The 22,712-nt window shown below is 69.6% G+C and carries 17 protein-coding genes; 11 read left to right on the top strand and 6 right to left on the bottom strand.

Annotated features, from left to right (window positions below):
* Positions 1–4: 4 nt before the first annotated feature.
* Genes fdhD through ACQEVO_RS23715 form a run of 3 tightly spaced genes read right to left on the bottom strand, consistent with a single transcriptional unit; the run spans position 5 to position 4,300 of the window.
* Positions 5–832 carry a formate dehydrogenase accessory sulfurtransferase FdhD gene (gene fdhD, locus ACQEVO_RS23725; RefSeq protein ID WP_432917032.1) on the bottom strand — a complete coding sequence of 276 codons (828 nt, stop codon included), beginning with the start codon at positions 830–832 and terminating at the stop codon, positions 5–7.
* Positions 829–3,138 carry an FdhF/YdeP family oxidoreductase gene (locus ACQEVO_RS23720; protein ID WP_432917029.1) on the bottom strand — a complete coding sequence of 770 codons (2,310 nt, stop codon included), beginning with the start codon at positions 3,136–3,138 and terminating at the stop codon, positions 829–831. Before ACQEVO_RS23720 ends, fdhD begins: the two co-directional genes overlap by 4 nt.
* 49 nt (positions 3,139–3,187) lie before the next feature.
* Positions 3,188–4,300, bottom strand: coding sequence for an FHA domain-containing protein (locus ACQEVO_RS23715; RefSeq protein WP_432917026.1), 1,113 nt, complete (start codon positions 4,298–4,300; stop codon positions 3,188–3,190).
* Positions 4,301–5,094: 794 nt separating this feature from the next.
* On the opposite strand from ACQEVO_RS23715, the gene ACQEVO_RS23710 reads away from it, so the two are divergent.
* Positions 5,095–5,628 (top strand): GNAT family N-acetyltransferase, encoded by a 534-nt coding sequence (locus tag ACQEVO_RS23710; RefSeq protein ID WP_432917023.1) that lies wholly within the window; start codon positions 5,095–5,097, stop codon positions 5,626–5,628.
* Here ACQEVO_RS23710 and ACQEVO_RS23705 read toward each other — a convergent pair.
* Positions 5,616–7,169: a glycerol-3-phosphate dehydrogenase/oxidase gene (locus ACQEVO_RS23705; RefSeq protein ID WP_432917020.1), complete on the bottom strand. Its 1,554-nt coding sequence runs from the start codon at positions 7,167–7,169 to the stop codon at positions 5,616–5,618. The two genes, ACQEVO_RS23710 and ACQEVO_RS23705, sit on opposite strands and share 13 nt — an antisense overlap.
* Positions 7,170–7,218: 49 nt before the next feature.
* Positions 7,219–7,830 (bottom strand): TetR/AcrR family transcriptional regulator, encoded by a 612-nt coding sequence (locus tag ACQEVO_RS23700; RefSeq protein ID WP_432917017.1) that lies wholly within the window; start codon positions 7,828–7,830, stop codon positions 7,219–7,221.
* Between the two features lie 119 nt (positions 7,831–7,949).
* On the opposite strand from ACQEVO_RS23700, the gene ACQEVO_RS23695 reads away from it, so the two are divergent.
* Positions 7,950–9,527 carry an FAD-binding oxidoreductase gene (locus ACQEVO_RS23695; RefSeq protein ID WP_432922968.1) on the top strand — a complete coding sequence of 526 codons (1,578 nt, stop codon included), beginning with the start codon at positions 7,950–7,952 and terminating at the stop codon, positions 9,525–9,527.
* Positions 9,524–10,459, top strand: coding sequence for a diacylglycerol/lipid kinase family protein (locus ACQEVO_RS23690; RefSeq protein ID WP_432917014.1), 936 nt, complete (start codon positions 9,524–9,526; stop codon positions 10,457–10,459). The genes ACQEVO_RS23695 and ACQEVO_RS23690 overlap by 4 nt, the downstream gene beginning before the upstream one ends.
* Before the next feature lie 45 nt (positions 10,460–10,504).
* On the opposite strand, the gene ACQEVO_RS23685 is transcribed toward ACQEVO_RS23690, so the two are convergent.
* On the bottom strand, positions 10,505–11,194 hold the full coding sequence (locus ACQEVO_RS23685) for an AAA family ATPase (protein WP_432917011.1): 690 nt from the start codon (positions 11,192–11,194) through the stop codon (positions 10,505–10,507).
* Between the two features lie 469 nt (positions 11,195–11,663).
* On the opposite strand from ACQEVO_RS23685, the gene ACQEVO_RS23680 reads away from it, so the two are divergent.
* The 8 genes from ACQEVO_RS23680 (at position 11,664) to rpmA (ending at position 22,653) form a co-directional block, all read left to right on the top strand.
* Entirely contained in the window at positions 11,664–14,342 is a 2,679-nt protein-coding gene (locus ACQEVO_RS23680) for a valine--tRNA ligase (RefSeq protein ID WP_432917008.1), read from the top strand.
* 71 nt (positions 14,343–14,413) lie between these two features.
* Positions 14,414–15,799, top strand: a complete 1,386-nt coding sequence (folC, locus tag ACQEVO_RS23675) for a bifunctional tetrahydrofolate synthase/dihydrofolate synthase (protein ID WP_432922965.1) — start codon at positions 14,414–14,416, stop codon at positions 15,797–15,799.
* Positions 15,800–15,811: 12 nt separating this feature from the next.
* The gene (locus ACQEVO_RS23670; RefSeq protein WP_432922962.1) at positions 15,812–16,228 is read left to right on the top strand and encodes a DUF4233 domain-containing protein; all 417 of its coding nucleotides are present in this window, start codon (positions 15,812–15,814) and stop codon (positions 16,226–16,228) included.
* A gap of 121 nt (positions 16,229–16,349) precedes the next feature.
* On the top strand, positions 16,350–16,766 hold the full coding sequence (gene ndk / locus ACQEVO_RS23665) for a nucleoside-diphosphate kinase (RefSeq protein ID WP_432917005.1): 417 nt from the start codon (positions 16,350–16,352) through the stop codon (positions 16,764–16,766).
* Between the two features lie 407 nt (positions 16,767–17,173).
* Positions 17,174–21,196: a translation initiation factor IF-2 N-terminal domain-containing protein gene (locus ACQEVO_RS23660; protein WP_432917003.1), complete on the top strand. Its 4,023-nt coding sequence runs from the start codon at positions 17,174–17,176 to the stop codon at positions 21,194–21,196.
* A 126-nt stretch (positions 21,197–21,322) separates the two neighbouring features.
* A complete protein-coding gene (locus ACQEVO_RS23655) occupies positions 21,323–21,676 on the top strand; it encodes a hypothetical protein (RefSeq protein WP_432917000.1) in 354 nt (117 codons plus the stop codon).
* Between the two features lie 355 nt (positions 21,677–22,031).
* A complete protein-coding gene (gene rplU / locus ACQEVO_RS23650; RefSeq protein WP_432916997.1) occupies positions 22,032–22,343 on the top strand; it encodes a 50S ribosomal protein L21 in 312 nt (103 codons plus the stop codon).
* A gap of 43 nt (positions 22,344–22,386) precedes the next feature.
* Positions 22,387–22,653, top strand: a complete 267-nt coding sequence (gene rpmA, locus ACQEVO_RS23645) for a 50S ribosomal protein L27 (protein WP_432916994.1) — start codon at positions 22,387–22,389, stop codon at positions 22,651–22,653.
* Positions 22,654–22,712 lie beyond the last annotated feature (59 nt).

Genomic DNA, 22,712 nt, shown 5'->3' with positions numbered 1-22,712 from the left:
GCATTTACTTCCGGCTCGGCGTGCCGCTGATCCGTTCGGGGCAGGTGTAGAGGTTCATGGTGTCGCCGCGGACGAAACCGGCCAGGGTCAGGGATGATTCGGCGGCCAGGTCCACGGCGAGCGAACTGGGGGCCGAAACCGCCGCGAGGATCGGGATACCGGCCAGCACGGCTTTCTGGGCCAGTTCGAAGGAAGCGCGGCCACTCACCACGAGGACGAGATCGGTGGCCGGGATCCGGTTCTCGAGCAGCGCCCAGCCGATCACCTTGTCCACCGCGTTGTGGCGGCCGATGTCCTCGCGCACGACCAGCGCTTCGCCCGTGGCGGTGAAGAGGCCGGCGGCGTGCAGGCCACCGGTGGCGTCGAAGACCGATTGCCGTTCGCGCAGGGCTTCGGGCAGACCGGCCAGAATCGCCGCGTCCACCATCGGTGCCGGAGTGGGCAGCGGATGACGGGTGCGCTGCCGGATCTCGTCGAGGGCGGTGCGACCGCAGAGACCGCAGGCGCCGGTGGTAAGGAACGGGCGGTTCGGCAGGGCGATCGGCGCGGCGGGGTCGATATCGAGGACATTGTAGGTATTGCGGCCCTCGTCGTCGGTGCCGGCACAGTAGCGGGCGGTGCGGATATCGGCGGCCGCGGTGATCAGGGATTCGCCGAACAGGAAACCGTGCACCAGGTCGATATCGTTGCCCGGGGTGCGCATGGTGACGGTGAGCGATTCGCCGCGCACCCGGATCTCCAGGGGTTCCTCGACGGCCAGGGTATCGGGACGGGTGATCTCACCGGCCGGGGTGATACGCACCATCCGGCGTCGCGCGGTGACTCTGCTCATTCCGGGCTGCGCTGGTGGACATGGGGTTCGAGCCGGATGACAACCGCCTTCGACACCGGTGTATTCGATCGCGCCGCCACATGGTCGAGCGGGACCAGGGGGTTCGTCTCGGGGTAGTAGGCGGCGGCGTTCCCGCGCGGCGTGCTGTACTCGACCAGCCGGAAGCCCGTCACCCGGCGTTCGACACCGTCGGTCCACTCCGCGACCAAGTCGACGAGATCGCCGTCGCGGAAGCCCATTTCGGCGATATCGCCCGCGTTCACCAGCACCACCCGGCGGCCGTGGTGCACGCCGCGGTAGCGGTCGTCGAGACCGTAGATGGTGGTGTTGTACTGGTCGTGGCTGCGCAGCGTCTGCAGGACGAGCCGGCCGGGCGGGACCGGCACCCAGCTGAGCTCGTTGACGGCGAAATTGGCTTTGCCGGTGGCCGTGCGGAATTCGCGGGTATCGCGGGGCGGATGCGGCAGGACGAAACCGTTGCGCTGCCGGACCCGGGTGTTGTAGTCGGCGCACCCCGGGACCACGCGGGCGATGGCGTCGCGGATCCGGTCGTAGTCGCCGCGGAAATCCTCCCAGGGCACCGGATGCTGCGGACCCAGCAGTTCCCGGGCCAGTTCGCACACGATGGCGACCTCGCTGCGGAGTTCATCGCTCACCGGGGTGAGCCGGCCGGTGGACAGATGCACCATCGACATCGAATCCTCCACCGACACCTGCTGGCGCCGGCCGTTCTGGATATCGAGATCGGTGCGGCCCAGGGTCGGCAGGATGAGCGCGGTGGCGCCGTGTACGACATGGCTGCGGTTGAGTTTGGTCGACACCTGCACCGTGAGCGCGCAGCTGCGCAGCGCGGCCTCGGTGACGGCGGTATCCGGGGTGGCGGCGACGAAATTACCGCCCATACCGAAGAACACCCGCGCCTTGCCGTCGCGTAGCGCGCGGATGGTGTGCACGGTGTCGTAACCGTGGGTGCGGGGACTGGTGATGCCGAACTCGCGGTCGAGGGCGGCCAGGAAGGGTTCGGGCATCCGTTCCCAGATGCCCATGGTGCGGTCGCCCTGCACGTTGGAATGCCCGCGGACGGGGCAGACACCCGCGCCCGGTTTACCGATCATGCCCCGCGCGAGCAGCAGATTGGTGGCTTCCTCGATGGTGGCCACCGCGTTCCTGTGCTGGGTGAGACCCATGGCCCAGCACACGATGATGTTGCCGGAGCGAGCGATCAGGTCGGCGGTGCGGGCGAGTTCATCGGGAGTGAGACCGCTCGCCTCGTAGACGGTCTCCAGATCGACCGCGCGGATGTGGCGTTCGTAGGCGGCGAAACCGGCGGTGTGCGCGTCGATGAAGGCGCGGTCCAGCACGGTGCCCGGGGCGCGGTCCTCGGCCTCGAAGAGCAGTTTCGCCAGACCTTGGAACAGGGCCATATCGCCGCCGAGGCGGATCTGCAGGAAATCGTCGGCGATATCGACGCCGGTGGTGAGCCCGCGGACGGTCTGCGGATCCCGGAACCCGAGCAGGCCCGTTTCGGGCAGCGGATTGATCGCGACGATGCGGGCACCGGACTTCTTGGCGTCGGCGAGGGCACTCAGCATGCGCGGATGGTTCGTGCCCGGGTTCTGCCCCGCCACCAGGATCAGATCGGCGGCGGCGAAATCGTCGATGGTCACCGAGCCCTTGCCGATCCCGATCGAACCGGTCAGCGCGGTGCCCGAGGATTCGTGGCACATATTGCTGCAGTCGGGCAGGTTGTTGGTGCCGAAACTGCGGACCATGAGCTGATAGAGGAACGCGGTTTCGTTCGCGGTGCGGCCGGAGGTGTAGAACACCGCCTCGTCCGGCGAATCCAGCGCCCGCAACTGGTCGGCGACGAGCCGGTAGGCGTCGTCCCAGGTGATCGGCCGGTAGTGGGTATCGCCCGGCCGCAGCACCATGGGGTGGGTCAACCGGCCCTGGCGGCCCAGCCAGTACCCGGACTTGCCGGCCAGCTCGGCAAGCGAATGCTCGGCGAAGAACTCCGGGCCCACGGTGTTCAGAGTGGCTTCCTCGGCGACCGCCTTCGCGCCGTTCTCACAGAACTCGGCAGGCCGGCGGTGCCCGCTGGGCTCCGGCCACGCGCATCCCGGGCAGTCGAAACCGTGCACCTGGTTCACCCGCGCCAGCGTGCGCGCGGTGCGGACCACCCCCATATCGGCGACCGCCCGCCCCAGCGCGACACCGACCGCCGTGACCCCCGCGGCCTGCGCTTTGGGTGGGGTGACGGTGAGTGCGGATTCGTCGATGTCGTCGGTCGGGCCGGTGCGGTGCATACCGCCATTGTGCGCCGCGCGGCGCGGGCGCGCGGCCCGGGCATACCGATCAGTTGCCGGCGTGCGGGCTTTCGTCCTGGTAGGTGAGGACCTGTTCGCTGATGCGGATCCGGCCGCCGGGCGGCAGTTCGGTGGGGGACTGGCCGATCCGGGTCCACCGCGGTTCACCCGGGGTGGAGACGAAGGTACCCGCGGCGGTGCCGGCGTCGCGGAGGAACACCTTGCCGCCGTCCACCGAAAGGTAGGCGTGCACCCGGGAGATGTGGCGGTCACGCTGCAGGACCAGCGGGGCGGCGGTTTTGCGGCGTACCGATTCGTCGACCGACGGGCCACGGCCGATCACATACGCCCGGTCCAGCGGATAGCTGGTACCGTCCTCGGCCACCAGCGCGGGCGCGGATTTCCCGGGCCCCTCGGCGCCGTTGCGGGCGGCGGGCAGCAGCCGCGAACTCGCCGGCTCCTTACGCAGGCGGATGGGATCCGGCGCCGGGCGTTGCGGTGCCGCCGACCACGCCCGGGTGCCCGGCAGCGGCTCCGCGGACCGGGCCCCCGCCAGACCGGTGGGCGGACCGGGATCGGCCGCCGGTTCGGGTTCGGCGGCGGCCAGTCCGGCAGGGGCCGTGGCCTGCGGTTCCGCGCCCGCCACCGGCGCCGCAGCCGCCGCGGCCCGGTTCTGCTTCCGGCCGCGGCGCACCGCCGCGTGGATGACGAAACCACCGCCGGGCACCACACCGGCGCGCAGATCGGTACGTGGATACGGGGTCACCTGGGCCTCCGCCCCCGGCCCCACCGCAAGGGTGCGAACCGGATCACGCACGATCTCGTCGACCCAGGTGAACGCCCGCGCACCGACCAGCCGCCGCGACCCCTCGGCTCCCGAGATCAACGCCGAAACGGGACCCCGCAGCAACACGAGTGTGCCGTCGGCGGTAGGGGCGACCAGACCGAAAGGCGGTGGTTCCGAACCGGTCCCGAACACCACGGCCGCGAGCCGCTGCGCGATCGCCGCACCGGGATGCTCCACATCCGCCACCGCCTCCACGGCGCCGAGGATCCGCTCGGTGGACGCATTGGCACCCACCAGGTAGATCACGACATCACCGAAGCGTGCGACCAAGCCCTCACCCGGCGCGATTCCGATGGTGGACGTATCGACACGCACCCGCGGCTCCTTCCTCAGACCACCGCACCAGCATAGAGCTGTGTATATGGCGCCGCCTCCGGCGTCGCGGGTTCGGGGCCCCCCTTTGTCTCGTTCTTCACTCCTCCGCTCCTCCGCTTCGCTCCCCCGCTCCGTCGCTCCAGAACGAGACGGGCCCCGAACTGTGTCATGGCGCCGCCTTCGGCGTCGCGGGTTCGGGGCCCCCCTTTGTCTCGTTCTTCACTCCGCCGCTCCTCCGCTTCGCTCCCCCGCTCTGTCGCTCCAGAACGAGACGGGCCCCGAACCGGAGGCTGTAGACCGACCGAAGTCAGGGGACCGGAGACAACCCTCCGAGAAGTTCACGCCGACGTCCCAACCACGGTGGTGCCGAGTTGAGTGAGGTACTCGGCGGGCCGTACTCCGAAATCGGACGTAACTCCGGTGACGCCGAGTTCAGCGAGGCACTTGCACGGCCCATAACCCCGGAATCGAACGCAACCACGGCGGCGCCGAGTTCAGCCAGGCAGTTGGTGCGCTCACAACCCCGAAAAATAAAACGCAACCACGGCCGCGCGGAGTCCAGCGAGGCACTTGCACGGTCCGCAGCACCGGAATCGAACGCAACCACGGCGGCGCCGAGTTCAGCGAGGCACTTGGAGGGGTTTGGCCCGTCCCTGCGTTCAGCCCGCGAGACGATGCGCCGCAGGCGCGAGTATCGCGGGCTGAACGCAGGGACGGGCCAAACCCCCGCGCGCGCCAGCGCGCCAAAAACACAGCGTGTACCCTTCGCGGCTGGTTTGCGAACAGGAGTACTCATGATCCGAGAGGCAACCACCGCGGATATCCCTCGGCTGCGGGATATCGAGGTGCGGGCGGGTAGGCCGTTCGCCGCGGTGGGTATGGAGGCGGTGGCCGGGGACGAGCCGCTGTCGGAGCAGGTGCTCGGGGAGTTCGTGCTGGACGGCCGGGCGTGGGTGTGGGTGGCCGGCGCGGAGCCGGTCGGCTATCTCCTCGTGAGCACCGTCGACGGGCATGCCCATATCGACCAGGTGTCGGTGCTGCCCGAATACCGGGGGCAGCGGATCGGCCGCCGGCTGATCGACCGGGCCGTCCGGTGGGCGGCCGCGCGCGGGCTGCCGGCGGTCACCTTGACGACGTTCACCGAGGTCGCGTGGAACGGGCCCTACTATCGACGGCTCGGTTTCCGGTATCTCGAGCCGAGCGAGGAAACGCCCGGCTTGCGCGCTATCCGGGCGGAGGAGGCCGCGCACGGGCTGGACCGCTGGCCGCGTGCCTGTATGACCGCGGGCGTGCAGGACTGGGAGTACGCCGGAGATCATCCGGAATAGGCGGCCACCATGGCTTCGGCGGTCGCGCGGGCCGCGGCGCGGTCTTCGGCGACCAGCCCGATCCGGGTGCGGCGGTCCAGGAGATCGTCGGCGTCCAGGGCACCTTCCTGGGTGAGAGACCAGGCGAATTCCGCTGCCAGTACATCGATTCCGGGCGCCACCGGCGCGGCGAGTTCCGGGTCGGTGGCGGCGAGGGCCGCCACGGTGGGGGCTTCGGCGCCGTACCGTTCGATCAGCAGTTGCGGTGCGAGCAGCCGATCCCGGGCGACTCCGGTGACCGCGCCGGCCAGCGGGAGATCCGTGGTCCGGCAGGGCCCGGCCGGGAGCCGGGCACGGGTCACGGCAGCGTCGACCGCGTCCTGGGCCATCTTCCGGTAGGTGGTGAGTTTGCCGCCGACCACGGTGATCACCCCGGACGGGGAGGTGAGGACCGCGTGTTCGCGGGAGATATCGGCGGTGTGGTCGCCGGCGGTGCGCAGCAGCGGGCGCAGACCGGCGTAGGAGCCGCGGATATCGCTGTGGGTGAGCGGGACTCGCAGGACGGTGTTCACCGTGTCGAGCAGGAAATCGATTTCGCCGGGGGTGGGCCGGGGTTCGTCGGGCACCGGCCCCGGTGCGTCCTCATCGGTCAGGCCCAGGTAGACCCGGCCGTGCGGGGCGGGGAGCGCGAAGACGAAGCGGCCCACCGAACCCGTGACCGGGATGGTGAGGGCGGCGGTGAGGCCGCCGAAGGCGGCGGCGTCGAATACCAGGTGGGTACCCCGGCTGGGTCGCAGGTCGATACTCGGATCCACTTGATCGGCCCAGACCCCGGTGGCGTTGACGACCGCCGCGGCGCGGACCGTGAGTGTTTCGCCGGTCCGGGTGTCGCGGAGCGTGGCACTGTCGCCGGTGACGGTTTCGGCGGCGACCCGGGTGAGCACCGTGGCGCCCCGGGCGGCCGCGGTCCGGGCCAGCGTCACCACCAGCCGGGCGTCGTCGACCAGTTGCCCGTCCCAGGATTGCAGTCCGCCGCGTAGCCCGTCCTGCCGCACGGTCGGGGCCAGGCGCAGCGCTTCGGCCCGGGTCACCCGGCGTGACCTCGGCAGTACGGCGGCCGGAGTGCGGGCCCCGGCGCGCAGCACATCGCCGGCCAGGAAACCGGTGCGGATCAGGGTCCGCGCTCCGAACCCGATCCCGGGCAGCAGGGGTACCAGTTGCGGTAGCGGGCGTACCAGATGCGGTGCGTTGCGGCGCAACAGGATGCCACGTTCGACCGCGCTCTCGTGGGCGATGCCGATTCGTCCGCTCGCCAGGTAGCGCAGGCCGCCGTGGACGAGTTTGGAACTCCAGCGGCTGGTGCCGTGCGCCAGATCGTTCTTCTCCACGAGGACGGTGCGCAGTCCGCGTGTCGCTGCGTCGAGGGCGGCTCCGGCGCCGGTTACTCCGCCGCCGATGACCAGCAGGTCGATGGTGGGGTCGTCGCCGAGGGCGGTGAGTTCGCGGGTGCGCCGGCGGGCGTCGAGCGCGGGGCCGGCGGAATCGGAAGGGCTGGTGACCATAGTTTCGTGGCGCGTGGCGGGTGGGGATCGTGTCCCGATCGGCCGTGCGCTACTCCTTCCTGGACGAGGTGGGCCCGGGCGTGAGATACGCGTCGAGGGCGTGCCGGAGTTCGGTATCCATGGCGGGCTCGTCGAGCAGTTCGCTGACCGTGGCCGCCGATTGCACGGCCGACTGGGCGATGAGCAGCATCATCGCCGCGAGGTGCCCGGGATCGCCGGGGCGCACCGAGCCGTCGGCCTGCCCGTCGCGGATACCGCTGGTGAACAGCTCGAGCAGTTCGCGCTGGTTGCGGCCGAGCCGGCCGAAGACATAGGTGAGCATGAGATCGGTATCGGTGCGGAAGATCTTCCCGAACAGCGGATTCGACCGCACCTGTGCCGCGCCGGCCACGACACCGGTGACCAGCCGGGTACGCGCGTCCCCCGATTCCGGTATGGCCGACGCGATGATCGCGCGCAGTTCGCGTACCAGCAGTTCGCCGATGAGTGCCCGGCTGTCCGGCCAGCGTCGGTAGACGGTGGGCCGGCTCACCCGCGCCCGGCGGGCGACCTCGGCCAGGGTGGTGCGCCGGACCCCGAATTCCGCGACGCAGTCGCGCGCGGCGTCCAGGATCGTCCGGTCCACCGAACCGGCGTCCTGCGGGGTTGCACTACCGGGCACAGGCTACGACCTCATCTCGAGGGGTTTACTTCTTGACACTTCATGTCAAACTGTAACGCATGACCACTGGGCAGGGCGAGACTCCCGCAGAACCGGCCGCACGCGCCGCACGACCCGATATGGTGTGGGACGCCTGGGGAATTCCCGCTGGGCACACACCGTTGCCGGAGCAGATCCGTGGTCTGCTCGGCCAGGTGTTCGGCGTCTCCGGTGCACCGGTGGCGCGTCGTGATGAGGGCGAGGTGCCGCTGCGGCCGCCGGTCCTGTCCGCGGACCGGCGCGCCGGTCTCGCGCGGCTGGTGGGGGCGGAGCACATATCCACCGAACACGCCGCCCGGTTACTGCACGCGGGTGGCAAGAGCACGCTCGACCTGCTGCGCAGGCGTGCCGAGGGTCCCCAGGACGCGCCCGACGCGGTGGTCTGCCCGGCCGATCACGCGCAGGTGGCCGATGTTCTCGCCTACTGCGCCGAACAGGGCATCGCCGTGGTGCCGTTCGGCGGCGGCACCAGTGTGGTCGGTGGTCTCGACCCGGTGCGCGGCCGGTTCGACACCGTGATCGCCCTGGACCTGCGCCGCCTCGACGCGCTGGTGGAGTGCGACCCGGTCTCCGGTACCGCGACCTTCGGCGCCGGTGTCACCGGGCCGCGGGCCGAGCAGTTGCTCGCCGCGCACGGGCTGTCGCTCGGGCATTACCCGCAGAGTTTCGAATTCGCGAGTATCGGCGGGTTCGCGGCCACCCGGTCGTCCGGGCAGGCCTCCGCCGGGTACGGCCGTTTCGACGATATGGTCCAGCGCCTGCGGGTCGCGACACCCACCGGCACCGTGGAACCGGGCCGGGCACCGGCCTCGGCCGCCGGACCCGACCTGCGGGAACTGTTCCTGGGTTCCGAAGGGACGTTCGGCGTGATCACCGAGGTCACCGTCCGGGTCCACCCCGTTCCGGAAACCACGGCCCATATGGCGTGGTCTTTCCCCGATTTCGAAACCGGTGCCGCCGCGTTGCGCGCGGTCGTGCAGACCGGTGCCGCCCCGACGGTGCTGCGGTTGTCCGACGAGGCCGAAACCGGGCTGAACCTGGCGCGCTCCAAAGATGTCGGCGGCACCCCGGTCTCCGGCTGCCTCGCCGTGACCACCTTCGAAGGCAGTGCCGCCCATGTCGCCGCGCGTAGCGCCGAGGCGGCCGCATTGCTGCGCGCGGCCGGCGGCACCGAACTGGGTCCCACGCCCGCCCGGGACTGGGAGCACGGCCGGTTCGCCGCCCCTTACTTGCGCGACGCGCTCCTCGACGCCGGGGTGCTGTGCGAAACCCTGGAAACCGCGACCACCTGGGACCGGCTGGGCGAACTGAAAACCCGGGTCACCACCGCGCTCACCGAGGCACTCTCGGCCCAGGGCACGCCCGCGCTGGTCATGTGCCATATCTCGCATACCTACCCGACCGGCGCATCGCTGTACTTCACGGTTGTCGCAAAACTCCTCGACGACCCGATCACGCAGTGGTGGACCGCGAAACAAGCCGCGGGCGACGCCATCACCGCCGCCGGTGCCACCATCACCCACCACCACGCCGTGGGCGCCGACCATCGCTCCTGGTTACCGGCCGAGATCGGCGAACTGGGCGTGCGGGTGCTGCGCGCGGTGAAACGCGAAATCGACCCGGCCGGGATCCTCAACCCTGGCACACTGCTGCCATGACCGAGGCGAGCGGCGACCGGGCCGGACTCCGCGAGGTCCGCGCGGTTGCCGTGGTGACCAACCCCTCCGCGGGCCAGGGCAGGGCCCGCGACGCCGCGCGGACGGTGGTGGAACAGTTGTCCCGCGACGGTATCGAGATCGTCGAGATCCACGCCCCCTCCGCCGCCGAAACCCGGGACGGCCTGCGGGCAGCCCTGACCGGCGGATCCCTGGACACGGTCGTCTGCGTCGGCGGGGACGGGCTGGTCTCCACCATCCTTGATCCGCTCGCGCATACATCGATCCCGCTGGCCCTGGTACCGGCGGGCACGGGCAACGATCTGGCCCGCGAATTCGGGATCGGCGACGATCCGCGCCGCGCCGCCGAACTGGTGCGCAGCGGGCGGGTGCGCACGATCGACCTGGGCCGGTTGGAACCCAGCGGGCACGAACCCATGTGGTTCGCGACGGTCGCCTGTACCGGTTTCGATGCCCGGGTCACCCTGCGCGCCAACCGGATGCGCCGGCCCCGCGGCCGGCTGCGCTACACCTTCGCCGCGGTCGCCGAAATCGCCCACGGCACCACCGTCCCGTACCGGATCGAGTTGACCGGCGGCCGGCCGGATCCGGTGATCGACACCGAGGCGCTGCTGGTCGCGGTGGGCAACACCACGACCTACGGCGGCGGGATGCGGATCTGCCCCGACGCGGTCTGCGACGACGGACTGCTCGATGTGACGGTGGTCGGCAAGGTTTCCCACCTCGAGATGCTGCGTATCCTGCCCTCGCTGTCGGCCGGTAAACGAATCGAACACCCGGCGGTGAGCCAGTACCGGGTCGAATCGGTGCGCTTGACCGCACCGGACGCGCCCGCCACCGCCGACGGAGAACCCGCCGGCCGCCTGCCGGTGACCGCGCGTATCGAGCCGCGCGCGCTCACCTTGCTGTATTGACGGCGGCGTTGTGTCCGACGGCCCGCGGATGCGCCGGGCCGGGGATCAGGCGGCGAAGCGGATTTCGTGCAGATGGTCGACGGTGGTGCGGTCCAGCACGACGACCGATTCCGGGCGCGGGTGCGGGCCCGCTCCGCGTTCCAGCTGGTCCAGCAGATGTCTCCAGCGGCGGACGTGCCAGTTGAACGAGGCCCGGCCGACCCGCCGCCCGCGGGCGTACTGCCCGGCCCGGGCGACCGTGGCGGGGACATCGAGCAGCACCATATGCAGTTCGCGGCCGCGCCGGGCGGCCCACCTGGTCAGCATGCGGCGGGTGAACCCGACGGTGCCGCAGTCGTGGATCACCACCGGGCCGGTGTGATCGCGCAGGGCGATCCAGATACGGCGGAAATGCACCAGATGCACCACCGGCCGCCACAGCGGGTACGGCAACCAGGCCAGCCGGCGCCGCCAGGAGTTGCGCGCCTGGATCGAATCGAGCACCAGCGCACCATCGGGACCCGCGGGCGGAGTGTGGTCTTCGGGGTCTGCGCCGAACAGTTTGCGCAGCGCGGTGCTCTTACCCGCACCCGGGATACCGGCGAAAATCACTGTGGCCGTAGGCGGATACCGCAACTCCCCGGTGCGGCGGCCCCGTAGATCCACAACTCCTCGTGGGTTCAGGACAAGCGAATCCGTTTCGGGGACGATGGATTCGGGCGGATACAACGGGACCGAGTCGAGCGGGGGGTTCACGCTGTCCAGGGTCCCCAGTACAACCGATTTCGGCAAGGCGGGGACCCCGGCCCCCGTATAACCTCACAGGTCACGAACCGGACATAACGCCTCAGCTGCTCTTTGTGACAGATCTGAGAATTCGGGTGTTCAAGCTGAGAATCTGTTATGGATTCGGGGCGGGGCCATCGATCGGCGGTAGGCTGTCTCATGTAGGCGGAGTCTTCGGTGTCCCTCATCCACCGAAGGCTCCGCCTTCGGCTTTTCCGGGCTGTGTCTTTGGAGGCGCTCCGCGCCTCGAGAGGTCGGGGCCCTATTAACCCCTGGTCTTCACTCCTCCGCTCCTCCGCTTCGCTCCCCCGCTCCGTCGCTCCAGACCAGGGGCGGGCCCCGACTACGGATGTGGACCGAATGGGATGTCGGCGAGCACGGATAGAGATGGGCAGACCCGCGGTGCCGGCGGGGTCGCTGATAACACTAGAATCGGCGCGTGACCAGCGCAGCCCCTGACAACACGCGTAATCGTGCCGATGCCCTCCCCAAGAGCTGGAATCCCGGCGAGGTGGAGGCCGACCTGTACGAGCGCTGGGTAGCCGCCGGTTACTTCACCGCCGACCCGCAGAGTTCCGCGCCCGGCTACTCGATCGTGCTGCCGCCGCCGAATGTCACCGGCACCCTGCACATGGGTCATGCCCTGGACCACACGCTGATGGACACCCTCGCCCGCCGCAAGCGGATGCAGGGGTACGAGGTGTTGTGGCTGCCGGGTATGGATCACGCGGGTATCGCCACCCAGTCGGTGGTCGAGAAACAACTCGCGGCCGACGGTAAGACCAAAGAGGATTTCGGGCGCGAATTGTTCGTGCAGAAGGTCTGGGACTGGAAGCGCGAATCCGGTGGCGCGATCCAGGGGCAGATGCGGGCTCTCGGTGACGGTGTCGACTGGTCGCGTGACCGGTTCACCATGGACGAGGGCCTGTCGCGGGCCGTGCAGACCATCTTCAAACGGCTCTACGACGCCGGCCTGATCTACCGGGCCGAGCGCCTGGTGAACTGGTCGCCGGAACTGCGGACCGCCATCTCCGATATCGAGGTCAAATACGACGAGGTCGCCGGCGAACTGGTGTCGTTGCGCTACGGGTCGCTCGACGATGCCGAACCGCATGTCATCGTCGCCACCACCCGGGTCGAGACGATGCTCGGTGATACCGCGGTCGCGGTGCACCCCGACGACCCGCGCTACCAGGCCCTGATCGGCACCACCCTCGAACATCCGATCACCGGGCGGCAGATCCCCATCATCGCCGACTCCTACGTCGATCCCGAGTTCGGCTCCGGCGCGGTGAAGATCACCCCCGCGCACGATCCGAACGACTTCGAGATGGGCCTGCGGCACAACCTGCCCATGCCCACGATCATGGACGAACGCGGCCGGATCGCCGGTACCGGAACCGAATTCGACGGTATGGACCGCTTCGAGGCCCGGGTGAAGGTGCGCGAACGGCTTGCCTCCGAGGGCCGGGTCGTCGCGGAGAAACGCCCCTACCTGCACAGTGTCGGGCATTCCGAGCGCAGCGGTGAACCGATCGAACCGCGGCTGTCCATGCAGTGGTGGGTGAAGGTCGAGGCGCTGGCCAAGGCGGCCGGCGATGCCGTGCGCAACGGGGATACCGTGATCCATCCGGCGAGTCAGGAACCGCGCTGGTTCGACTGGGTCGACGATATGCACGACTGGTGCATCTCGCGGCAGCTGTGGTGGGGCCACCGCATCCCCATCTGGTACGGGCCGGAAGGCGAAGTCGTCTGTGTCGGCCCGGATGAAGAGGCGCCCGAGGGCTGGGTGCAGGACCCCGATGTCCTCGACACCTGGTTCTCCTCCGGGCTGTGGCCCTTCTCCACCATGGGCTGGCCGGACGCCACCCCGGAGTTGGCCAAGTTCTATCCGACCAGTGTGCTGGTCACCGGTTACGACATCCTGTTCTTCTGGGTCGCCCGGATGATGATGTTCGGAACCTTCGTCGCCGACGACGCCGCGATCACCGCCGGTAAGGGCGCGGAATTCCAGGTGCCGTTCAAGGATGTGTTCCTGCACGGCCTGATCCGCGACCAGTACGGCAAGAAGATGTCGAAATCGCGCGGTAACGGGATCGACCCGCTGGACTGGATCCGTGACTACGGCGCCGACGCGCTGCGGTTCACCCTGGCCCGTGGCGCACAGCCGGGCGGCGACCTCTCGGTCGGCGAACCGCATGCGCTGGCCTCGCGCAGTTTCGTCACCAAACTCTTCAACGCCACCAAGTTCGCCTTGATGAACGGCGCCCGCACCGGCGACCTACCGGCCCGCGACACCCTCACCGACGCCGACCGCTGGATCATCGACCGGCTCGACGAGGTGCTGGCCGAGGTCGATACCGCGTTCGACGCCTACGAGTTCGGCAAGGCCTGCGAGGCGCTCTACCACTTCGCTTGGGACGAACTCTGCGACTGGTATCTGGAACTGTCCAAGGTCCAGTTCACCGAGAGCGAGGCACGCGCCGAATCCACCCGCGTGGTGCTCGGCACCGTGCTGGATTCGGTGCTGCGGTTGCTGCACCCGGTGATCCCGTTCGTCACCGAATCGCTGTGGCAGGCGCTGACCGGCGGGGAATCGGTGGTGATCGCGCAGTGGCCGCGGCCGACCGGGGTCCCGGCCGATACCGGGTCCGCGCAGCGGATCGCCGATCTGCAACGGCTGGTCACCGAGATCCGCCGGTTCCGCAGTGATCAGGGTCTCAACGACAAGCAGAAGGTCGCGGCGCGGGTGCTCGGCCTGGACACCGCCGGGCTGACCCGGCTGCATCCCGAGGTCGCGAATCTGGGCCGGCTCACCGAACCGGGCGAGAGCTTCGCCGCCACCGCGTCGGTGGAGGTGCGGCTGAGCGCCACCACGGTCACCGTCGAGGTCGATACCTCCGGCAGTGTGGACCTGGTGGCCGAGCGCCGCCGCCTGGAGAAGGACCTGGCCGCCGCGCAGAAGGAACTCGCCGGTACGGAGGGCAAACTCGGCAACGAATCCTTCCTGGCCAAGGCGCCGGAGCAGGTGGTGGACAAGATCCGGTCCCGGCGCGATATCGCCGCCGCCGAGGTCGAACGTATCGGGGCCCGGCTGGCCGAGCTGAGCGGCAAGTGAACGACCACGAGCCGAATCCGGAACCGGAACCGCAGCACGGCGGCGCCCGGCTCGGCACCGGGCCGTCGCCGGTGGAGCTGGCGGAGATGGCGCTGGTCGAAGCCGAACTCGACCGGCGCTGGCCGGAAACCAAGATCGAACCGTCACTCGCCCGGATCGCCACCCTGATGGATGTGCTGGGTTCGCCGCAGCGCGGCTACCCGGCCATCCATATCGCCGGCACCAACGGCAAGACCTCGGTGACCCGGATGATCGATTCGCTGCTCACCGCGCTGCACCGGCGCACCGGGCGGCTCACCAGCCCGCATCTGCAGCTGGCCACCGAGCGGATCGGAATCGACAATCGGCCGATCTCCCCCGCGCACTATGTGGAGCTGTATCGCGAACTGCAGCCCTATATCGAGATGATCGACGCCCAGTCGGCCACCGCGGGCGGCCCGCCGATGAGCAAATTCGAGGTGCTCACCGCCATGGCCTACGCGGCGTTCGCCGAGGCCCCGGTCGATGTGGCGGTGGTGGAAACCGGGATGGGTGGCAGCTGGGACGCCACCAATGTGATCGACGGTCAGGTCGCGGTGATCACGCCCATCGGCCTGGACCATACCGACTATCTGGGTCCGGATCTGACCTCCATCGCCAAGGAGAAGGCCGGGATCATCAAACCCGCGCCCGAATCCTTGGTGCCCGTCGACAACGTCGTGGTCATCGCCGAACAGGAACCGGAAGCCATGGAGGTGCTGCTGCGCCGGGCCGTGGAGGTCGACGCTGCGGTCGCCCGGGCGGGCGCCGAGTTCCGGGTGCTGAGCCGGCGGATCGCCGTCGGCGGGCAGCAGTTGGAACTACAGGGGCTCGGCGGTGTGTACGACGAGATCTTCCTGCCGCTGCACGGCGAACACCAGGCCCGCAACGCCGCCCTGGCGCTCGCGGCCGTGGAGGCGTTCTTCGGGGCGGGTGCGCAGCGCCAACTCGATATCGACGCGATCCGTGCGGGCTTCGCCGAGGTCACCAGCCCCGGCCGGCTCGAACGGATGCGCAACGCGCCCACCCTGTTCATCGACGCCGCGCACAATCCGGCCGGTGCGTCCGCGCTGGCGGCCACGCTCACCGCGGAATTCGATTTCCGCAAACTGGTCGGCGTGGTCGCGGTCCTCGGTGACAAGGATGCCGCGGGAATCCTGGCCGCCCTCGAACCGGTGTTCGACGAGATAGTCGTCACCACCAACGGTTCGCCGCGGGCCCTGCCGGCCGACCGCCTGGCCGATCTGGCGGTCCAGCGGTTCGGTGACGAACGCGTGGTCACCGCGGCGAGCCTGCCCGATGCCCTGGAAACCGCCGTCGCCCTCGCCGAGGAGGTCGGCGACTCCGGCGAGATGGTGTCCGGCGCGGGCGTGGTCGTGACCGGTTCGGTCGTCACTGCCGGAGCTGCCCGCGCCCTCTTCGGCAAGGACCCCGCATGATGAGGACCCATGATGAGTGAGAGCGAATCCACTGGCCCCGATCCGGCATCGTCCGCGCCCGATCCGTGGAAGGGTCTGCGCGGTGTGATGGCCGGGGCGCTGGTGCTCGAGGCGATCACCGTGCTGCTCGCGCTGCCGGTGGTCGCCGATATCGCCGGGGGGATCACGTGGGCGTCGGGAACCTATCTGGTGGTGCTGGCTCTGCTCATGATCGCCGGTGCCGGTTTGCAGCGCCGGTCGTGGGCCATCCCTTTCAACCTGGGTTTGCAGGTGCTGGTGCTGGCCGGCGGGATCTTCCATATCTCGATCGCGGTGATCGGTGTCGTGTTCCTCGCCGTATGGGCTTTCATCCTGGTGCTGCGCTCCGATGTCAAACGCCGGATGGCGGCGGGGACGCTGCCGAGCCAGCGACCGCGCGGCGGCTCCTAGCCCGGCCGGGTCCGGCAGCCGTGGCCGCCGGCCGGGCTGTCGTACGTACCTGCGTCGATGCGGCCGTCGATCGGCGGACGGCGATTGGGCAAGGCCGCGACGCGCCCATTAGGCTGGCCGCGTGACAGAGCAGACATTGATTCTGATCAAACCGGACGGCGTCGCGCGCGGCTGTGTCGGCGAGGTGCTGAGCCGGGTCGAGCGCAAGGGCCTGAAGATCGCGGCCCTGAAGCTCGAGCAGGTGAACGAGGAACTGGCCGGTGCCCACTACGCCGAGCACGCCGACAAACCGTTCTACGGCTCACTGATCGAATTCATCACCTCCGGCCCGGTGGTCGCGGCCGTGCTCGAGGGCCCGCGCGCCATCGCCGCCTTCCGGCAACTGGCCGGCGGCACCGATCCGGTGGAAAAAGCCGCCCCCGGCAGCATCCGCGGCGACCTCGCGCTGGAGACCCAGTCGAACCTGGTGCACGGATCGGACTCGCCCGACTCCGCCAAGCGTGAAATCTCCCTCTGGTTCCCCGAATTCCCGCTCTGAACACTGCCCGGCGACGGGCTTTCCGGACCCGTGCGAGTGCCTTGCGCAGCGCCGTGGCGAACGCCTGGCGCATGGTGTGGGATACTGGTACATGGTTGCGCCCGACACAGGGAGCGACCGGATGACACACTGCGGAACGATGCCGCCTTCGCTGCCGCGGACGTGAGAGCCGAAAGATCTCGGCTGCGTCTGCCCGGCGCGCTGGACGAGTGCTCGCACCGCGGAGTTCAGCCATATGCCAGGCGCCGCGTGGCCAGTTAGCCCGACCGACGTTCGATAGTGGAGATAACCGGGCACGCGGGGCGAGACCATTGACCTCGTGCCAACCGCGCGAGGCGGACGGAAAGCGTCCCCGCGACGGCCGCGTCACTCGTAGAGGAACGCGCCCGGGGGCCCGAGGAGACTTCGTGGCCGATCAAGAGCCGCTGCACACAACATCACAGGACGACGATCACTTGCCGGAGCGAATCCGAGTACATGCCCTCGCCAAACGGCTGGGTGTGACCAGTAAGCGCATCCTGGCCAAACTCAGCGAACTGGGGACCGAGGCCCGCAGCCCGCAGTCGAGCGTGGACCGGGCCGTCGCGGAATCGGTCCGCGAATCGCTGACCACCCCCAATCTGAACCCGCCCGAACCGGGCCTGTTCGAACCGGCCGGCGCCACGCCGGACACCGGTGCGGCCGGGACATCCGGGACGGGTGACGTGGCGGCCTCCGCTACGGACGCCGGTACCGCGGTCACCGGCACGGAACAGCCGGCGAGCCCCGCGCCGGCGCCCGGGGGCGGGTCCGGGCAAATTCCTGGCATCGGTACCGAGACCGTGGCCGCCGGCGCGGCCGTATGGGAACCCGCGGAGCCGGCCGCACCCGAAGTGGTCGCGGCAGGCACCGGCCTCGCTCCGGCGCCCGAAGCGGATACTTCCGGCACCGACGAGGCCGCGACCGCAGCGTCCGGCAGTATCGAATCGAGCGCGGTCGGCACCGCGGACGCGGGCGAGTTCGTGGCACCCGGGAGCGCGGCCACGGCCCCTGGCCCGGACGAATCCGCGGATACCGCCGTAACCGGTGCGCCCGCCGATGCCGGCTCCGCCGCCGGACAAGCGCCCGCCGGAACCGTGGCGAGCGGTAATACCGCCGCAGGCGCCGCGGCCGATGAATCCGGCCGCGATATCCGCGAGGCGGGAGCCGGTTCGGCTGCCGATACCTCGGTATCGGTCTCGGCCACGGTGACCCCGAGCGCGCCCACCGCACCCTCGACGCCGCCGCCGGCGTTCACCGCCGCGGCGAACCTGTTCGCGAGCCCGGTGCCCGAGGAACCGGCTGCGGCCGAACCGATCGTTTTCGAAAGCGCGGTCGTCGCGGCCCCGCTGTTCCTCTCCCCGGACGCGGCCGCGGCCGAGGATCTGCGCCGGCGTCGCAAGGCCGAGCAGCAGCAGGCCGAGCAGCAGAAAGCCGAACAGCAGGCCGAGCAGCAGCCGGAGCCCGAACCCGATATCGACAGCGAAGCCGATACCGACACCGGGGACGACCAGTCCGATCAGGGCGATTCCGACGATCAGCCGCGGCGTCGGCGCCGGGGCCGCCGGGGTCGCGGCCGGGGCCGCGGGGAGCAGCAGTCGGAGAACGACGGCGATACCGATACCGAGGACGCTCCCGCCGATTCGGCGGAAACCTCCGCCGAGGACGACGACACGTCGAGTGCCGAGGCCGAGGACACCGAGGACAGCACCGATAGCGGTGAGGAATCCGAGGGCGGTTCGAGCCGTCGCCGCCGCCGTCGCCGCCGCCGAAAGGTGGCCGGGGAATCCGGCGACGCGGCCGAATCAGCCGAGGACGATCCGCCCAATACGGTCGTCCACGAACGCGAGCCGCGGAACAAGACCCGGGCCCGCGCCACCGTGGACGAAGTCCAGGGCATCACCGGTTCCACCCGGCTCGAAGCCAAACGTCAGCGCCGCCGCGACGGTCGTGAGGCCGGCCGGCGCCGCCCGCCGATCCTCACCGAATCGGAATTCCTGGCCCGCCGCGAATCGGTCGACCGGGTGATGGTGGTCCGGGAGAAGGAGTTCCCCGGCCATCCGTCGGCGACCCAGGTCGCGGTGCTCGAGGACAACATCCTGGTCGAGCATTTCGTCACCAGCACCGGGTCGGCGTCCATGGTGGGCAATGTCTACCTCGGCAAGGTGCAGAACGTGCTGCCGAGTATGGAAGCCGCGTTCGTCGATATCGGCCGGGGCCGCAACGGTGTGCTCTACGCCGGTGAGGTGAACTGGGAGGCCGCCGGGCTCGGCGGTAAGGAACGCAAGATCGAACAGGCGCTCAAACCGGGCGATCAGGTGCTGGTCCAGGTCAGCAAGGATCCGGTCGGGCACAAGGGTGCCCGGTTGACCACCCAGATCAGCCTGGCCGGGCGCTTCCTGGTGTACGTGCCGGGCGGCACCTCCACCGGGATCAGCCGGAAACTGCCCGATACCGAGCGCAAACGGCTCAAGGAGATCCTGCGCGAGATCGTGCCCGCCGATGCCGGGGTGATCATCCGGACCGCGTCCGAAGGTGTCAGCGAGGCGGAACTCACCCGCGATGTGGAGCGGTTGCAGGCCGCCTGGCGCAAGATCGCCGCGGCCGCGGAGGGCGAATCCAACGCCCCGAAGACCCTCTACGAAGAGCCGGACCTGCTGGTGAAGGTGGTCCGCGATCTGTTCAACGAGGATTTCTCGAAACTCGTGATCGAGGGCGAACGCTCCTGGAACACCGTCGAGAAGTACATCGGAACCGTCGCCCCGGACCTGCTCGCGCGGGTATCGCGGCACGAGAACAACGGCGTCGATGTGTTCGAGACCTACCGGATCGACGAACAGCTGGCCAAGGCGCTGGACCGGAAGGTGTGGCTGCCCTCGGGCGGCACCCTGGTGATCGACCGGACCGAGGCCATGACCGTGGTCGACGTGAACACCGGTAAGTTCACCGGATCCGGCGGCGGGAACCTGGAAGAGACCGTCACCCGCAACAACCTCGAGGCCGCCGAGGAGATCGTGCGGCAGATGCGGCTGCGCGATATCGGCGGCATGATCGTGGTCGATTTCATCGATATGGTGCTCGAATCGAACCGTGATCTGGTGTTGCGCCGGCTCACCGAGGCGCTGGGCCGCGACCGCACCCGGCATCAGGTCTCCGAGGTGACCTCACTGGGCCTGGTGCAGATGACCCGCAAGAAGCTCGGGACGGGCTTGGTGGAGGCGTTCTCCACCACCTGCGAGCACTGCCACGGCCGCGGTCTCGTCGTGCACAGCTACCCGGTGGAAACCGGCGGTGCCGAGGAGAACTCGGGCCGGGGCCGCGAATCGGGTTCGAAACGGCGCCGCAATCGCGACAAGGCCGCGCCCGCAGCAGCGGCCGCACCGGCTCCGGTGGCCGAGATCTCGGAGGAAGAGGCGGCAGCCAAACGTGCCCACCCGGTAGCACTGGCCATGGCCGCGCACCAGTCGGAGGACGCGGCGGACGAAGCGGCGACCGCCGCGGACGATATCGCCACCGGCGACGAGGACCGTAAGGCGAAAACTGCCGAGGCCGGTACCGCGGACAGCGACACCACCGCGGAACCCCGGCGTCGCCGTACCCGGGTCCGGCGGTCCGCCGGAGCCGCTTCGTCCGGTGATCGTCGCGCCGCCGAATCGAACGGCAGTGGTGCGCACGCGGCGCCCGAGGCGGCTGCCTCAGCTGCCGCGAACGCCCCCGAGCCCGCTGCTGCCGACGTCGGTGCGGCCGCCGCTGCGGATGCTCCCGAGGCCGCTGCTGGAGACGCAGCCGATGTTGTCGCCGCGGACTCTCCCGGGGTGACTGCCGCGGAATCCCCCGAGGTCGTTGCCGGCGAGACGGCGCGGGTCGTGCCCGAGGCGGTCGTCGCCGGGGAGGCCGCCGCGCAAACAGCGCCGGATGCCGGCGAACCGGCCGACGCCGAGGGTGTCACGGCTGTGGACACGGGTGACCTCGCCGACGCCGAAGCGGCGACGCCGGCTGTGCCCGCCGGCGTGGGCACGGAGCAGGGCGGGGCACCCGCCGCCGCGCCCGCCGAATCCGCAATGCCGGTCGAGCCGGAATTCGCACCTGCCTCGAACGGGACCGCGGTACCCGCGACCGAGTCGAACGGCACCGCCGCGCCGCCCGTCACGGCCGGTGCGGAACAGTCGGCGGCAAGTGATGAGGCCGGCGCTTCCGAGTCCCGTCCCCGCCGCCGTCGTGTCGCCCGGTCGACGTCCGCTCCGGCGGCCGACAGCGCCGGTGCGGTGTTCGTGCTGGCGGCCGATGAGCAGCCGTCGGCGCCGGTCGCCGATCTCGCGGCCGAACCCGCGGATGTCGAGGTACCGGTCCGCCGGGTTCGCCGCCGTGCCGCCGGACGCCCGGCCGGACCACCGGTCGACGAAGACAACTGAACCGAGCCGGATACCGAGAGGCCCTCGCCAGCGGGGGCCTCTCGGGGTTTCCGGCCCCGCTCCGGACACAGGATCTCCACACGACAACCGCAGGACCGCCACAGCGGGCGGATAGGGTCCGGGATCATGCTCGAGAAGCGACCATGGGTGCCCGCGGTGATCTACATCGTCGGCGCGATCTTCCTCGGACCGGCGATCTTCCTGGCCGGATACGTGATCACCCCGGCCGATGGTGACCGCTGCAATGCGGAACCGCACGGCAGCGCCGAGCAGCGAGACCGGGACTACGCGCTGGTGGAGGGTATCCAGAACACGGGCTCGCTGATCATGCTCGCGGTCGGCGTCGTGCTGCTGATCCTGCTGTGGACGAAGCGTCTTCGGCTCGGCTCGCTGTCGCTGATCCTGACCACCGCCGGGATCCTCGTGATGATGGCCGGGTATCTGATGGTTTTCCACGCGGGTAGCGGCGTACGGTGCTGACGGCCGGCACCGGGATCCGGCCGCTGCCCGTACGTCTGATCGGGCCGAACGGTGCGCCGCGTTCGGCTCCTGCTCGGGTGGTGGCCGGTGGGTGCGGTTTTCCTCACCCCGGAGATCGGAACAGGGCAGGGGAGGGGGCCGGGTTTGGAGGGGCCGGGGCGTGTCCTGTAATCTTGGCCAGTCGCTGCCCGGTAACAGCACCTTGCTGTTCCGTGGCCGGTTCCCGATACCGAGAGCCACCAGATGCCGAGGCGGCGGTGAATACCAGACCAGTCGTGCGGTTGATCCGGTGCAAACCGAGGATGCAACCGTATGAACGAGTGCCGAGCACTAGAGGAAGAAGGGCAGCCGACCGATGGCAACGTACGCGATCGTCAAGACCGGCGGAAAGCAGTACAAGGTCGCGGTCGGTGACCTGGTGAAGGTCGAGAAGATCGAGGGTGCGCCGGGCACCTCCGTGGCACTGTCGCCGGTGCTCGTCGTCGACGGCGCCGAGCTGACCACCGAGGCCGACAAGCTGGCGAAGGTTTCGGTCTCGGCCGAGGTGGTCGAGCAGACCAAGGGCCCGAAGATCCGCATCCACAAGTTCAAGAACAAGACCGGCTACCACAAGCGCCAGGGTCACCGTCAGCCGCTGACGGTCCTGAAGGTCACCGGCATCAAGTAACCACCCGCAGGGCTGTACGGCCCGCGCTGAAGGAGTATCAGCAATGGCACATAAGAAGGGTGCATCCAGCTCCCGGAACGGCCGCGATTCCAATGCCAAGCGGCTGGGCGTGAAGCGTTTCGGCGGGCAGTCCGTCAAGGCCGGCGAGATCCTGGTGCGTCAGCGTGGCACTCACTTCCATCCCGGCGTGAACGTCGGCCGCGGCGGGGACGACACCCTGTTCGCGCTGGAAGCCGGTGCTGTCGCGTTCGGCACCAAGCGTGGTCGCAAGACCGTCAACATCGTGGTCCCGGAGCCGGTCGAAGCCTGACCGGCTGACGACTCCACCACAGCGAGCGGGTCAGGGTGATTCACCCTCGACCCGCTTTT

This window comes from Nocardia sp. CA-290969 (assembly GCF_050936135.1).
Classification (GTDB): domain Bacteria; phylum Actinomycetota; class Actinomycetes; order Mycobacteriales; family Mycobacteriaceae; genus Nocardia.
This window is presented reverse-complemented; position numbering and strand designations above follow the sequence as displayed.

Excerpts from the sequence above, each read along its gene's own strand:
- fdhD (WP_432917032.1), bottom strand. The coding sequence starts at position 832 with ATGAGCAGAGTCACCGCGCGACGCCGGATGGTGCGTATCACCCCGGCC.
- ACQEVO_RS23720 (WP_432917029.1), bottom strand. The coding sequence starts at position 3,138 with ATGCACCGCACCGGCCCGACCGACGACATCGACGAATCCGCACTCACC.
- ACQEVO_RS23710 (WP_432917023.1), top strand. The coding sequence starts at position 5,095 with ATGATCCGAGAGGCAACCACCGCGGATATCCCTCGGCTGCGGGATATC.
- ACQEVO_RS23705 (WP_432917020.1), bottom strand. The coding sequence starts at position 7,169 with ATGGTCACCAGCCCTTCCGATTCCGCCGGCCCCGCGCTCGACGCCCGC.
- ACQEVO_RS23695 (WP_432922968.1), top strand. The coding sequence starts at position 7,950 with ATGGTGTGGGACGCCTGGGGAATTCCCGCTGGGCACACACCGTTGCCG.
- ACQEVO_RS23690 (WP_432917014.1), top strand. The coding sequence starts at position 9,524 with ATGACCGAGGCGAGCGGCGACCGGGCCGGACTCCGCGAGGTCCGCGCG.
- ACQEVO_RS23670 (WP_432922962.1), top strand. The coding sequence starts at position 15,812 with ATGAGTGAGAGCGAATCCACTGGCCCCGATCCGGCATCGTCCGCGCCC.
- ACQEVO_RS23655 (WP_432917000.1), top strand. The coding sequence starts at position 21,323 with ATGCTCGAGAAGCGACCATGGGTGCCCGCGGTGATCTACATCGTCGGC.
- rplU (WP_432916997.1), top strand. The coding sequence starts at position 22,032 with ATGGCAACGTACGCGATCGTCAAGACCGGCGGAAAGCAGTACAAGGTC.
- rpmA (WP_432916994.1), top strand. The coding sequence starts at position 22,387 with ATGGCACATAAGAAGGGTGCATCCAGCTCCCGGAACGGCCGCGATTCC.